The organism is Brevibacillus sp. HB1.1, from assembly GCF_013332445.1.
Classification (GTDB): domain Bacteria; phylum Bacillota; class Bacilli; order Brevibacillales; family Brevibacillaceae; genus Brevibacillus; species Brevibacillus porteri.
This window is the reverse complement of sequence record NZ_JABMIV010000001.1, coordinates 155,544-168,793: the sequence shown is the minus strand read 5'-3', so window position 1 is coordinate 168,793 and position 13,250 is coordinate 155,544. Positions and strand designations below refer to the sequence as shown.

Annotated in this window: 13 protein-coding genes; 11 read left to right on the top strand and 2 right to left on the bottom strand. The window is 45.6% G+C overall.

Annotated features, from left to right (window positions below; translation table 11 throughout):
- Positions 1–312 precede the first annotated feature (312 nt).
- Positions 313–1,839, top strand: a complete 1,527-nt coding sequence (locus tag HPY27_RS00735; RefSeq protein ID WP_174224154.1) for a two-component system sensor histidine kinase NtrB — start codon at positions 313–315, stop codon at positions 1,837–1,839.
- 192 nt (positions 1,840–2,031) lie between these two features.
- Positions 2,032–2,541, top strand: a complete 510-nt coding sequence (locus HPY27_RS00730) for a hypothetical protein (protein ID WP_174224153.1) — start codon at positions 2,032–2,034, stop codon at positions 2,539–2,541.
- 11 nt (positions 2,542–2,552) lie between these two features.
- Here the strand turns inward: HPY27_RS00730 and HPY27_RS00725 are convergent, their stop codons facing one another.
- Both HPY27_RS00725 and HPY27_RS00720 read right to left on the bottom strand, forming a co-directional pair.
- Complete coding sequence (locus HPY27_RS00725) at positions 2,553–3,239, bottom strand: response regulator (protein WP_017249088.1); 687 nt, start codon at positions 3,237–3,239, stop codon at positions 2,553–2,555.
- The gene (locus HPY27_RS00720; RefSeq protein ID WP_069844787.1) at positions 3,236–4,471 is read right to left on the bottom strand and encodes a sensor histidine kinase; all 1,236 of its coding nucleotides are present in this window, start codon (positions 4,469–4,471) and stop codon (positions 3,236–3,238) included. The genes HPY27_RS00725 and HPY27_RS00720 overlap by 4 nt, the downstream gene beginning before the upstream one ends.
- 155 nt (positions 4,472–4,626) lie before the next feature.
- On the opposite strand from HPY27_RS00720, the gene HPY27_RS00715 reads away from it, so the two are divergent.
- The 9 genes from HPY27_RS00715 (at position 4,627) to HPY27_RS00675 (ending at position 13,219) form a co-directional block, all read left to right on the top strand.
- On the top strand, positions 4,627–4,977 hold the full coding sequence (locus tag HPY27_RS00715) for a MarR family winged helix-turn-helix transcriptional regulator (protein ID WP_017249086.1): 351 nt from the start codon (positions 4,627–4,629) through the stop codon (positions 4,975–4,977).
- Between the two features lie 128 nt (positions 4,978–5,105).
- A complete protein-coding gene (locus HPY27_RS00710; protein ID WP_173623581.1) occupies positions 5,106–8,243 on the top strand; it encodes an efflux RND transporter permease subunit in 3,138 nt (1,045 codons plus the stop codon).
- 28 nt (positions 8,244–8,271) lie between these two features.
- On the top strand, positions 8,272–9,498 hold the full coding sequence (locus tag HPY27_RS00705) for an efflux RND transporter periplasmic adaptor subunit (protein ID WP_017249084.1): 1,227 nt from the start codon (positions 8,272–8,274) through the stop codon (positions 9,496–9,498).
- A 94-nt stretch (positions 9,499–9,592) separates the two neighbouring features.
- Positions 9,593–10,123, top strand: a complete 531-nt coding sequence (locus HPY27_RS00700) for a DinB family protein (protein WP_174224152.1) — start codon at positions 9,593–9,595, stop codon at positions 10,121–10,123.
- Positions 10,124–10,312: 189 nt separating this feature from the next.
- Positions 10,313–11,023, top strand: a complete 711-nt coding sequence (locus tag HPY27_RS00695) for a cytochrome c biogenesis CcdA family protein (RefSeq protein WP_017249082.1) — start codon at positions 10,313–10,315, stop codon at positions 11,021–11,023.
- A gap of 23 nt (positions 11,024–11,046) precedes the next feature.
- On the top strand, positions 11,047–11,580 hold the full coding sequence (locus HPY27_RS00690; RefSeq protein WP_017249081.1) for a TlpA family protein disulfide reductase: 534 nt from the start codon (positions 11,047–11,049) through the stop codon (positions 11,578–11,580).
- 172 nt (positions 11,581–11,752) lie between these two features.
- Positions 11,753–11,950, top strand: a complete 198-nt coding sequence (locus HPY27_RS00685; protein ID WP_069844792.1) for a hypothetical protein — start codon at positions 11,753–11,755, stop codon at positions 11,948–11,950.
- Positions 11,951–12,454: 504 nt separating this feature from the next.
- Positions 12,455–12,625 (top strand): YycC family protein, encoded by a 171-nt coding sequence (locus HPY27_RS00680; RefSeq protein ID WP_017249079.1) that lies wholly within the window; start codon positions 12,455–12,457, stop codon positions 12,623–12,625.
- A gap of 27 nt (positions 12,626–12,652) precedes the next feature.
- Complete coding sequence (locus HPY27_RS00675) at positions 12,653–13,219, top strand: thioredoxin family protein (RefSeq protein WP_017249078.1); 567 nt, start codon at positions 12,653–12,655, stop codon at positions 13,217–13,219.
- Positions 13,220–13,250 lie beyond the last annotated feature (31 nt).

Below are 13,250 nucleotides of genomic sequence, written 5' to 3'. Positions count from 1 at the left end.
AATAATAAACATCCTTTACCATTTTATGCTCGATCGTGATATGATAGAAAATGTTGGGAAAGCGGTTTCAGTCAAACGTGATCAGGAGGTGAAGGGTCCGAAAAAGGTAATAGATAACGCGCGATAATAGGATGCTAGCCGAGATTGTTTGTCTGTAAGGATAAGAAGAGAACCAGATTGGATGGTGTCATTCTCTGCACGAGGATATCATCAAGCCGCTTTACATCTTGTCTCATTTACGTCCATAATAGAGCCTATACATACTTGGGAAAATAGCCTCAATGAAGCACGGAGAAAAGGAGCCAGAGTGTTTTGAAAAATCGAATAAGTAAGTATCTTACTCATTTGGTCCCTGCGGCGGTGGCCAAGACGTTTTCCTTTCTTTCAGATCATCATTACTCTGCTTTGCTTCTAGAAGACCGCGAAAATACAGAGGCTTTGTTTGTTCAGCAAATCACGAAATGGATTGAAGTAGTAAATGTAATCGACACGTATGCATTCGAACGAGAATTGAGCGAAATTGCGTATAAATTTTCGTTACTCGGAATGAATCTTACGTATTTACAGCAATTTTTGCGCAAGTGTCGCGACGTTATTATGGAAGAAATGAATATCAACTCATTTTCTCTTGCCACGACGGAAATGGAGCGAGTAGAGCTTTTGCAAGGACAGATTCGTCTCTATCAATCGATGGACTACATTTTGCATCAAATGGACGATGTCTTTAACAAAAATTCGCATCAATTTCCAGTTGAAAAAACACAAACTTCTCCTGAAACTTCGGCCAAAGGAGAAGATGTTACAATGCTCGCTGAACAGGAGCTTGTTCAATTGGTTCTGCAATCCAGCGATATTGCCGTCTTGATGATCGATCGCCAGTTAAGAGTCATTGAAGCGAATTACGCCGTCTGTCATTTATTTGGCGTAGATCGGAATCAACTCATTGGTCAAAACATTGATCATGCCCTCCGCCCGCATATAAGCGAGCGTTTTGTTCAGTGGGTAATTGAACGCGGGCAGTCCGGCCATTATGTTGCGGAATACAGAGGCAAATGGACGACAGTGAGTACGAGCCCCATTTATTACGGTGGAGAGATGTGGGGAGCGATCGCCGTTCTTCGGAATGTTACGGAAAGCAAAAAGTACGAAGAAGAATTGAGCAAGCGAGAAGCACTGGCAGCCGTTGGGCAGCTGGCTGCTGGGATGGCGCATGAGATTCGGAATCCACTGACAGCCATCAAGGGCTTCATTCAGTTGTTGCGGGAGCAAGGGGAAGCAAATCGTAGTGAATCTTATTTTTCAGTCATCTTAACGGAAATTGAACGCATTGATGGGCTATTGAACGATGTCCTTGTTTTGGCCCGGTACAGGGATGATAAAATCGTATCGGAACGTTTCTTAGTGATGGATGAGTTACATGGAGTCATTCGTTTACTGGAGCCAGAAGCAAATCGAAGAGGAATCAAGCTAGAGCTGGACATTGCACAAGGCGAGTGGCATGTGTTTGGTCATCGTTCGCGAATCAAGCAAGCCATCTTGAACATCTTGAAAAATGCCCTTGAAGCTTTGATGACCCAAGGCAACCTCGTTCAAGTGAAAGTGTACTCATCTCTCAATCAAGTCATCATTGTTGTGGAAGACAACGGACCCGGTCTATCAGATTCTTGCCTCCAAAATTTATTCGTTCCTTTTTATACGACCAAACAAGAGGGAACGGGGTTAGGATTGTCTACGACACAACGAATCATCGCGGATCACGGTGGCGAACTCTATGCGGAAAACTCTCCGAAACTGAAAGGAGCTCGTTTTGAGATTCGTTTACCTCTTTCCATTTCCTAAAAAAACAAAAAAGGATTGTGACTGTAGACGGATCGGATATCCGTCTTTTTTTATGTTCGATTGAGTAGATGGTCCTATTAGCAAAAAAGTTGCAAGTCTTTCGAATCAATCTCTTTGTAAGTTGTTGTCAAGGCGTGTCGATCAGTGGAATAATTTACAAAACGGTTACAATTTGAACGGAGTTGAACAACGGTGATTCGGATGCTGAAAAGAAACGAAACGAGGTGGAGCTACTGGGAAGTTTGGTATGAGGAAACGGAGCATCTTTACACCGTTCATTACGGATATGTCGGAGAAATTGGTGACTATTTTGCTGTAGTAGCGGAGCAGATCGAGGGAAGGCCTGACGAAGTTTTGCAGAACTGGGCAGAAGAGATGAAAGAACAAGGATATCAGGTCATGAAAGAGAACGATTTCCATCCGATGATCATTCGCTTTCCCCATTTATGTGAGTCAGAGATTGAGATGCGCTATTTGATCGAACAGCTGTTGGACGAATGCTTGGGAAAGACAGGGAATGGCCACAGCGACGGTGGGGAAGACAGCGAGAGGACGTTGGCAGTCATTTGCCGGGTGATCGATACAAAGAAAGCGGCTGCTGCTGTATTTGAAGCGATGTCCAGCGCACAGTTGGTCGGAGGGTTTTCTATCAGCATAAAGCAGGAGGATGGAAACTTGATTCCACTTAGTCCTCCTGCCTAAAACTGTCTGATTTATTTCACGATTTTGTGCCGTAGAGCTTTGGCCACTGCCTGGGTACGATCCTCGACACCCATTTTTTGCAAAATCCGATGCACGTGTGTTTTTACAGTGCCTTCTGATATAAACAAGTTTTGCGCAATCTGATCATTTCGATAGCCATCTGCGATCTGTTGAAGTACATCTAACTCTCGATCCGTCAATTCATCTAGTAAGACTGATTGGGAAGACGTAGTCGAATCAGGTGTCTCACGTTGACCTAGCAGAGCTTCGGCAAGGGCTTTTGCAGCTGTCACGGTGTGGAAGAGGGCTTCTCCCTGGTGGGCTCTGCGAATGAGGTCAAGCATTTCCTGAGAGTCGGCATCCTTTAGCATATAACCGACGGCTCCAGCACGAATCCCTTCCACCACATAATTGTGATTGTCAAAGGTGGTAAGAATCAATACCTTTGTGCGAGGATGCTGCTGCATGATTTCTTTTGTGGCCTCAATGCCAGATTTGTTGGGCATCTGAACATCCATCAAAACGACATCAGGTGCGAGGGCGCCAATCAATTCAACAGCTTCCACGCCATCGGAAGCTTCTCCAATTACTTCCATATCGGATTGCATTTGAATGACATAACCCAACCCTTGGCGAATCATGGTTTGGTCATCTACTAGGACCACGCGAATGGCTCCTTCTTTTTGTTTACCGGTCATGTTCGCATGCTCCTTTCAGGTTCAGTCTGGCGAATCGGAAAGCTGAAATCGAGTTGGAATCCGTGAGGCTCTCGAATGCGATACGCGAGAGTTCCGTTCAATAACTGAATTCGTTCAGATATGCCAGTTAGGCCAAAGCCAGGTTTGATTTTTTGGTCGCTCGTGATGCTTCCATCGTCTCGAATGGACAACAAAAGGATGTCCTTCTTTTGTTCAATGATGACGAGAATTTCTTTTGCGTCAGAATGACGTAGTGAATTGGTGATCGCTTCTTGCAAAATTCGATAAAACGTTATCGTCATTTCTTGAGAGAGCGGAATGTCCAGATCGGAGCATATCAACTCCATTTTTATTCCTGTATGCTTTTGAGCCTGCGATAAGAGAGCTCGCAGAGGCGTAAGCCCCAAGGAGGTTTTATCCAGGGCCAATGTATGGACAGACGTGCGAATATCCTCCAGACTTTGCTTGGCAACACCAAGCATGTTGCGCACGGCTTCTTGTGCGTTGTCAGGTCCATCTTGCAACATATACTTCAAGGCATGTAGCTGGACAATGAGTGAAGTCAAACTATGGCCCAATGCATCGTGAATATCACGGGCAATTCTCGTTCGTTCCTCCAGAACCGCTACTTGAAGGGAATGAAGTGCTGCTTCTTGAAGTTGTAAGTGCGCCTCTTGCAACTCTGTATGTGCTTTTTGCAGCTGCTCCAGGTGCTGTTGGTTGGTTTCGTACGCTTCAGTTTGAATCCGATAGCCACGTGCGCCGATATAGCAACCCACATACGTAAGGATATATGAGATGATGTGCGTGAATTTCAGGCTTTCTTCAAAATATAAAAAAAGCGTACTGCACGTACCAAAAAAAGTAGCATAAGCCAATGCACGGCGTCCATGAATGTGAAAACCGATAAAAACAGCGAGTGGGAGCATCAAGCCGAAGCCCTCTCCACCCAAGATGAGGGATTTTAGTAACGAGACAATTCCAAGCACGACTGTCACTAACTCGAATTGGAAAGGCTTCCATTTTTTCTTGGAAGTCCAAAATACCACAAGGTAACAAATAAATAGTACAATGGTAAGAGAAAATTGCAACGGAGTTTCCCGTTTAAATGAATCAGGAAGCAAAGCTAATACAATTAAGATGGAAAACCACATGATTAGTAAACGTTTTTGTATGGCTTTCATCATTATCTTCAACAATGAGAAGTCCTTCTTTCTCTGCCGAATAATCACTTAACTTCATTCTAGCATGCGTTGTCGTCTATCTCCAGATAGATAAATCCCTGTCAGAAATCTACCCCTGGGTAGACTTCACTACATATACATTTCAGTAGAATTATTTTTGGGAAATAAACGATTAGTTATGGGTGTGAAGTGGTTAAGTAAGGATGGCAAGGGAGGTTCTCATGAAAGAACTGATTCAGTTGGCAAAACTCCTGCAAGAAGCCAGTGTTTTGTTTACCACGATTTCTGAGCAAGAGCTGGATACAAGCGATGTAACTTGGCAACAGGTCTTGATTCTGGAGCAGCTTGGAAATGGGCCAAAAACGATGGGGGACATAAGTAAGACTGTCGGTCTTTCATACAGCACAACTTCCGGTCTCATTAATCGGTTAGAGCAGGAAAAACTGGTACGCAGGTTCCGAGACCAATCAGATCGACGAGTTGTGTGGGTGTCACTGACAGAGCGTGTATACCAACAGCGAGATGTGAAATGGGGAAATTCACAAACCGTTTAAAAATGGTTTGTTTCATCCCTTGATATTTCGTTAAACGAAATGCTACTACGAGGTTCACCTTATTCATTTCGTCATGCGAACTATTACTCACAAAGAATTAGCAGATATATAAAGAAGAGGTGAGTGGATTGAATCTTTCTGAACTATCGATTAAACGCCCGGTCACCATGATTATGTTGACTCTGGCCATGATGATTTTTGGTTTCGTTTCACTGCCTCGCTTGTCGATTGATCTCATGCCGGATCTTAACTTCCCGGTTGCTGTCGTGGTTACATCCGTTGACGGCGGATCTCCGAGTGAGGTAGAAAAACTGGTAACGAAGCCGATCGAAGACGCACTTGCAACGGTATCCGATTTAGATAGTATACAATCGGTATCGATGGAAGGCGCTTCGCAGGTTATCCTCATGTTTAACTGGGGGACAGACCTTGATCAGGCGACTCTCGACATGCGGGAGAAGGTAGATCAGGTTCGTGGCTCTTTGCCTGACTCAGCTAGAGCGCCACGCGTACTGCGCATTGACCCGAACAGTACACCGATCATTGAGTTTGCAGTGACGGGTGAGCAAGATATCAACAAATTGAAAAAGATGGCAGAGGATATGATCCAATCACGCCTGGAGCGTATTGATGGTGTCGCATCTGCTTCCATCAGCGGCGGACAAAGCCGGATCATCGATGTTACAGTCGACCCAGCCAAACTAGCGGCGTACGGACTGTCACTTGACCAAGTTCAGCAAGCCCTCCAAACCAGCAACATGTCAGGTTCCGGTGGAGCGGTACGCGAGGGTGACGCCAAGCTCAACATCCGTGTACAAGGTGAGTTTGCTGATGTCGAACAAATCGCGCTGACACCAATCTCTGTCGGTGGAAACTCCATCAGGCTCAGCGATATTGCCGAAGTAAAAGACACGCATCAAGATGTAACGCAAATGAGTTACGTAAATGGAACACCTAGCTTGGGGATTAAAGTGACAAAAGCTTCAGGCGGAAATACCATTGAGGTAGCAGATGACGTAAAAGCTGAGCTGGAGAAAATCAAAAGCGAGCTGCCAGAAGGCGTAGAAATCATTACGACTCTGGATACATCCATCTACATTAAGGATTCCGTTTACACCACCGCTGAACATGCCCTGTTGGGTGGCGGTATCGGTATGATCTTGCTGTTCTTCTTCTTGGGCAGCTTGCGATCCATGGTCATTGCGGTCATCGTTCTTCCAGTATCGATCGTTGCTACGTTCTTGCTGATGTACATGACTGGACAGACGATCAACCTGATTTCCCTCTCCGGTTTGACATTGGGATTAGGATCATTGATTGACTTTGCAGTTGTTATGCTCGAGAATGTTTTCCGCCATCGAGAACAGGGAAAAGGCATGATGGAAGCCGCCTTGGATGGTTCCAAAGAAGTAGGAACGGCAGTTATGGCTTCGGCTTTGGCGCAAATTTGCGTATTCTTGCCGATTGCCCTCACAGAAGGTATTGCCTCTGAGTTGTTTGGACCACTTGCATTGACGGTTGTTTACTCACATATTGCGGCGCTTGTATTCTCTATTTTGCTCGTGCCGATGCTGAGTTCGAGAATTTTGAACAAAATTCCGTCGCATACACATCATGAGAACTATCGTGGAATCAATCCTGTTACGTGGTTTAACATTGGATTTAGCAAAGTAGAAAAAGGCTACCAAAGATTGTTAAAATGGTCATTGGGCCATCGTAAAACGGTCATGATTTCTTCGGTGGTTATGATGGTGGGCTCTCTCGCATTAACTCCATTGATCGGGGCAGAGTTTATCCCGGCCATGGACCAAGGTCAAGTAAATGTCTCCATCAAAATGCCAAATGGTACCGTTCTGGCTGAAACTGAAAAAGTTACCCGACAAGTAGAAGAAATTGTCAACACGGTTCCGGAGAAGAAAATTGTTGCGACTTCGGTTGGTAGCAATGCATCACCGATAGCGAGCACCTTGTCATCCAATCAGGGAACGATCAGCCTGATGCTGGTAGATCTCGACCAGCGCACACGTTCCTCCAATGAAGTTGTAATGGATCTCCAGGAAAAGCTGAAAGATATTGCTGGACCTGAAATCAAGGTAAGCGCACCATCTGGTATGACTACAGGTTCCCCAATCCAACTAAAGGTTAGCGGGGATGATCTGGCCGTATTGAAAGACATTAGTGGTATCATTAAAGGTGAAATTGAGAAGGTAGCTGGTACGAGTAACGTAACAACCAGCTTGGAAGAATCAAGACAAGAGCTGGAAGTGAAGATCGATGCTGGGAAAGCGAGCTTGTACGGCTTGACGACTGGACAAATTCTCTCCAGTGTTCGCACTTCCTTCCAAGGTCAAACGGTAACGTATTATCGTACAGGTGATGACGAGATTGACGTCAACCTCAAGCTGCCGAAAGAGTTTCAGGAAGATATAAACTTCTTGAACAATATGCGTATTTCCGCTCCAGGTGGAGCACAGATCGCGCTGACCTCAGTTGCGACTATCAGTAAAGTAGACGTGCCGGTTTCGATTAACCGTGCCAACTCCAGCCGTGAAGTTCAAGTAACGAGTGATTTGGCAGGGCGTGACCTGAGCTCTGTCACACGGGAAGTGCAAGAGAAAATCTCGAAACTGAATCTCCCGGACGGCTACACAGTCGATTTTGGCGGGCAAAGTGAAGAAATGATGGAATCATTCACTAGCCTTGCTCTCGCGATTGTGCTGTCAGTTGTGCTTCTCTATATGGTAATGGCAGCGCAGTTTGAATCGCTCTACACCCCATTTATCATCATGTTCTCAGTGCCACCGACCGTTACAGGCGTTCTGCTTGGACTATTGGCGACAGGCACAACGATCAGCGTTGGGGTTTTGATCGGGTACATTTTGTTGATCGGTCTGGTCGTGAACAACGCGATTGTATTGATCGACTACGTGAACCAACTGCGCGCAAAAGGTATGGAGCTGTATGATGCGATCCTGCATGCTGGACCGATTCGTCTTCGTCCGATTTTGATGACGACACTCACCACCATTCTGGCGATTGGACCGCTCGCATTCTCTGGCGGTGCCGGATCTGAGACGAATGCACCAATGGCCGTGACGGTTATTTTCGGTCTCGGATTCTCTACACTGATTACACTGGTTCTGGTTCCTGTCGTTGCTTCCTGGTTTGATGATTTAGGGAAAAAGAGACGCTTGAAGAAAAAGTTGAAACTCGAAAAGAAACTTGCTAAGAAACAAAAGACAATCAATCCCGCTTTGGAATCGTAAGACGTTTGTGGGAAGAGGAGGGACATACATGAAACTAAATAAAAAACCCGTCATTTTGGCACTACTGGCCATCTCGCTAGTGGCAGGGTGCTCCAGCCCGCAAGCGGAAACGCCGCCTACGGAAACAGTGGAAGCGTCAACCCCTGTACAGATTGAAACTGTTGCAACGGGAACAGTGGTATCCGATTCTGGTCTCACGGCAAAGCTGGCACCGAGTGAGGAAGTGCAAGTCTCCCCGAAAATGGGTGGGAAAATTTCTTCCCTGCCAGTGAAACTGGGCCAATACGTGACAAAAGGTCAAGTATTGTTCAAGCTCGATGAAAAAGATCTGGTGAACAGTGTCAAACAAGCAGAAGCAGCCTACAACGTATCAAAAGCGAGCTTAAACCAAGCAGGCAGCAGCTCTGATCAAGGCTTGGTTCAAGCGAAAAATAGCCTGAAGCAGGCAGAAACCGCACTTCAGGATGCGAAAGTAAACCAGCAGCGGATGCAACAGCTCTTTTCACAAGGAGCGATTTCCGCTCAGCAGATGGAGCAGGCAAATTCTCAACTGACAACGGCACAGACCTCTTATGATAACGCGCAGCAGGGAGTGCAATCTGCGGGACAAAAAACAAGTGTGCAAGTTTCCGAAGCCTCTGTACAGCAAGCGCAAGTAAGTCTGCAAAATGCTCGTGAGCAATTAGCGAATGCGACTGTGACGTCTCCGATCAATGGATATATTTCCAGCGTAAGCGGCGCAGTTGGTCAAATGGCAGGTCAACAGCCGGTTGTAGTTGTCGTTAACACGAATCCACTTCTGGTAAAAGCGAATCTGTCAGAAGCAGACATCACAAAAATAAAAGTAGGAACTACCGTAAAAGTAAACGTACAATCGACAGGAAAAACGATTGATGCCAAAGTAACGGCGATGAGTCCTGTAATGGATACGCAGCTCAAGGCATATCCAGTGGAGATTACGATTCCAAACCCATCCAATGAGCTGAAGTCCGATATGGTAGTGAATGTAACCTTCCCAACGGTTGGGGAAAGTGGAGCAAAATCGATCGTGGTAACGCGCGGTGCGGTCTTTGATCGCGATGGTAAACAGTATGTATTTAAGCTGGAAGGTGACATTGCAAAACAAGTCGAGGTCACTACAGGGAAATCCTCTAGTGATACGATCGAAATTTTGAAAGGCTTGTCTGCCGGCGATAAGATCGTGGTAAAAGGGCAAACACTGCTTCAAGATGGCGGCAAAGTCACTATTCAGTAAAAAAGAATAGCAGAGAAGGGGCGGAGTACATCCGCCTCTTTTTTGTGTACAATGGAAGTATTCGTCTCACTATTACAAAAGGGGGTGTATTCCTTTGTACTTCCGCAAACCACAGTCTGGTGATTATCCTGCGCAGTTTGAAACCTATATCAAAATCGCACCTGAAGGGAATCTGAATGAGTTGCTTTGCGCTCAGGAGGAAGAAATACTTGCATGCTTTCGATCATGCGGGGAGGAACAGAGCATGTTCCGTTATCAGGAAGATAAATGGAGTGGAAAGGAAGTTCTCGGCCATATTATGGATACAGAGCGAATCATGGGCTATCGCTTGCTGTGTGCTTCCCGCGGAGATAAGACACCCTTGCCTAGGCATCAGGACATGTACGTCAGTCTTACGAATTTTGACCGACGACCGCTTGTCGATCTACTCGAGGAGTATCGGACTGTGCGCTCTTCTACTCGAGCACTGGTAAAAGGGCTTACAGAAGAAGAGTTGAGTCGTTCGGGCGTGATTATTCAGGACAAGACAACTGCAACTGCACTCGTCTATTTTATCCTTGGGCATGCTGCTCATCATCTACATGTCTTCCGAGAAAGATACATGTCACATTTGTCACAAGTCTGATCTATTTTCTAAAGTGGACCAGATCTATCCATCCAATTGTTACGTTTTGTGCTGAGTTTTAAGACATAATGAATATTATGTAAAGTAAATTGTCACGGTTTTAAGACAAAGTGTCATTGCTACTTTTGAAGGGGGAAAAGATTCGATACAATGAGAAGATAGTGGATAAAATACCCACCGGAGGTACATATGACTGGCGATATTACTGTGTTTTTGGCTTTTGCAGCAGGTTTTCTCTCTTTTATTTCCCCTTGCTGCCTGCCGCTTTATCCGTCCTTTTTGTCTTACATAACTGGGGTTACGGTTGATGAAGTGAAGAAAGGGAGAGCTGTTTTTCGCAAGCAAGCCTTCTTGCATACCTTTTTCTTCATAGTCGGGTTTTCGATCATTTTCGTTGCGCTCGGGCTGTCTACATCTTGGATCGGAAGCTTGTTCACTGACCAACAGGACTTGATTCGTCAACTGGGCGGTATTTTGCTTGCTATCATTGGTTTGGTTATGCTTGGCGTGTTTAAAATGGATTGGATGATGCGTTCTTTTAAAATCGATTTAAAATCGAGGCCATTGGGGTATACTGGGTCCATACTGGTGGGAATGACGTATGCAGCTGGATGGACACCTTGTGTGGGACCTATTCTTTCTGGCATTATCGTCATGGGTGTTTCCAATCCTGCAAGCGCCTTGGCCTACACATTGGCGTATACGCTCGGATTCGCCATTCCATTTTTTGTCATGACGTTCTTCATCAGTAAGGTGAACGCGATTGTGAAGTATTCCGACCTGTTTATGAAAATCGGAGGAGCCATTATGATTTTGTTTGGTATTCTTCTGTATACAGATAAACTGACGGATATTACACGCGTTCTTATTCAAATGTACGGAGGCTTTACGGGATTCTAACTCAGTAGGGCAGAGGTGACAAAATGAAAAAGCTGTTGCTCGCGGTGCTCGTATTATTGGGGGTCGGACTTGCTGTTTGGGAAAAGCCTCAAGAAACGGCCGCAATCGTAGCAGAGGTTCAAAAACCGGAAGTTGGCTTTGCGGCTCCTCATTTTACACTGACAGGACTAGACCAGCAGACGTACAAGGTAGAAGGAAAAAGGGCAAAACCAGTAGTCTTGAACTTTTGGGCTTCCTGGTGTGGACCATGCAAGCTGGAGGCGCCAGATTTACAAAAAGTCTACGAAAAATATGGTGGACAGGTTGATCTCTATGGCGTGAACGTCACGAGCAATGACAGCCCGGAAACAGCTATGGCCTTTGTCACTACCTACAAGCTGACATTTCCGATACCAATGGACGTAGCTGGTACTGTGTCGAACCGTTACAAGGTGATGGCATTTCCAACTACTTACTTGATTGACACAGATGGAATCGTACGAAAGAAGATAATCGGAATGGTTGATGCTCCTACACTGGAGCTAGAACTGCGCCAGTTGCTAAGTCCAAAGCCATAGGGAAGGCTCATAAGTCGCTTGGAGAGAATTCTCCGGCGACTTTTTCTATTTGTAGACACGTATGACAAGGCCCATTTTGCAAGTGAATATCTTGATTTTGTATGTTTGCCTAAAGAGCGGGGGTGTTCTCCTTCATAGACTGGAGTGATCTAGGGCAAAGGGAGGAAAACGGATGGCCAAGGGCAAAAAGATCAAAAAGAAGAATTCGCGACAGCACCCCAATCAAGTACAGTTGAAAATCGTAACGTCCCATACATGTCAAGTATGCAAGCAGCAATGTGCACGAGGGTTGGCATATCTGGAACAGATGTCCCAGCCCGGCGCGATCGGCTTAGGTGTACCATGCATCCTCACTAAGCAAAAGCCATAGCTCGTCCTTTTCCATGTGCGGAATATTGGGTTTATGAGAGAGAGTCCCTTCGTGTGGCTCTTTTTTCATTTTTTATGAGGAGTTGAGAGGTGAGTAAATGGGTCAAAAGTGGTTCAGTAGAGCCAACATGTCACAAAGTACTTGATGACGATGTGTAACTGGTGGGGATGACAGCCATGTGACTGATAACCAAGAAAAGATTGGGCTTTCTCTGCCCCCAAAATTCGAGCCAGGAAAAGGCTGGTCTTATTCAAATACGTGATACTGGGGATGCTTATTTGGCAAATAGGCAAGAATGCAGACCAAATAAACGACTTTTTCATCTAGTGGGATTCGTAAACTCCTAATTTCATCTGCTGCCTAGCAAGCTAATGTCATTTTAATCAATGATGTTAGCTTGTTATTTAAAGGCTTCAGAGTACCAGACTTGTATGCTGGCAGGTTTAACGGCTGTGTATTATACTGAAGGGACTGATAAAAGCAAGGGAAAGGGGCAAAAATGACATGCGTCCATTACAAATATCACCAGAGACGGCTGTCAAGCTGTCGGAAGCTCTTCAGGTACCTTTGGAGCGTCTCATGCACATGCCACAGCATATCTTGTTGCAAAAAATGATGGAGCTGGCTAATCAAGAGAAGGAAGCAAACGAAGCAGCAAATAAAAACCAAGAATAGGCGAGCGATACAAAAGGAGGAGAAAAGATGGGGGCAAACGTAGCACATAAATTCCGTACGGGGCTCAAGCCACAGGCGTTTGTGGAAAGCATGACAAAGAATCAGGATACATACCAAAATTGGTCGGATGCATTTTCATGGACGGATGAACAAGACCGTGCGTTTTTTGCTTCGCTCCAGCATCGTGATGACCTCAGATGCTTGATTTTGGCTGCGGACTGGTGTGGCGACGTCGTTCGCAACTTGCCAGTCGTCTTGCATGCTTTGAAAGAAACAGACATGCCCGTGGAAATTATGGTGATGGAAGAACACCTCGATCTCATGGATGAGTTTCTCACGATGGGCGGTCGGGCGATCCCTGTTGTTATTTTTGCGGACACAGGCGGGCATGTTCTGGCAAAATGGGGACCGAGACCGAAGCATGTCCAAGCTGTCATGACGGCGTTTAAACAGCAAAACCCGGATCGAAACGCCCCAGATTATGAAGACAAGATCAAAGTGGCACGTGCCGAAATGCTCGAGCAATATGGAGAAGGTACTGGCTACCAGCAAGTGATTGTCAAAGAACTGAGAGAGCTACTTTCCTCGATCTAATCTATCACATCAATAACAGGGCGGAGTCACG

Excerpts from the sequence above, each read along its gene's own strand:
- HPY27_RS00725 (WP_017249088.1), bottom strand. The coding sequence starts at position 3,239 with ATGACCGGTAAACAAAAAGAAGGAGCCATTCGCGTGGTCCTAGTAGAT.
- HPY27_RS00715 (WP_017249086.1), top strand. The coding sequence starts at position 4,627 with ATGGCAAGGGAGGTTCTCATGAAAGAACTGATTCAGTTGGCAAAACTC.
- HPY27_RS00705 (WP_017249084.1), top strand. The coding sequence starts at position 8,272 with ATGAAACTAAATAAAAAACCCGTCATTTTGGCACTACTGGCCATCTCG.
- HPY27_RS00695 (WP_017249082.1), top strand. The coding sequence starts at position 10,313 with ATGACTGGCGATATTACTGTGTTTTTGGCTTTTGCAGCAGGTTTTCTC.
- HPY27_RS00690 (WP_017249081.1), top strand. The coding sequence starts at position 11,047 with ATGAAAAAGCTGTTGCTCGCGGTGCTCGTATTATTGGGGGTCGGACTT.
- HPY27_RS00685 (WP_069844792.1), top strand. The coding sequence starts at position 11,753 with ATGGCCAAGGGCAAAAAGATCAAAAAGAAGAATTCGCGACAGCACCCC.
- HPY27_RS00680 (WP_017249079.1), top strand. The coding sequence starts at position 12,455 with ATGCGTCCATTACAAATATCACCAGAGACGGCTGTCAAGCTGTCGGAA.
- HPY27_RS00675 (WP_017249078.1), top strand. The coding sequence starts at position 12,653 with ATGGGGGCAAACGTAGCACATAAATTCCGTACGGGGCTCAAGCCACAG.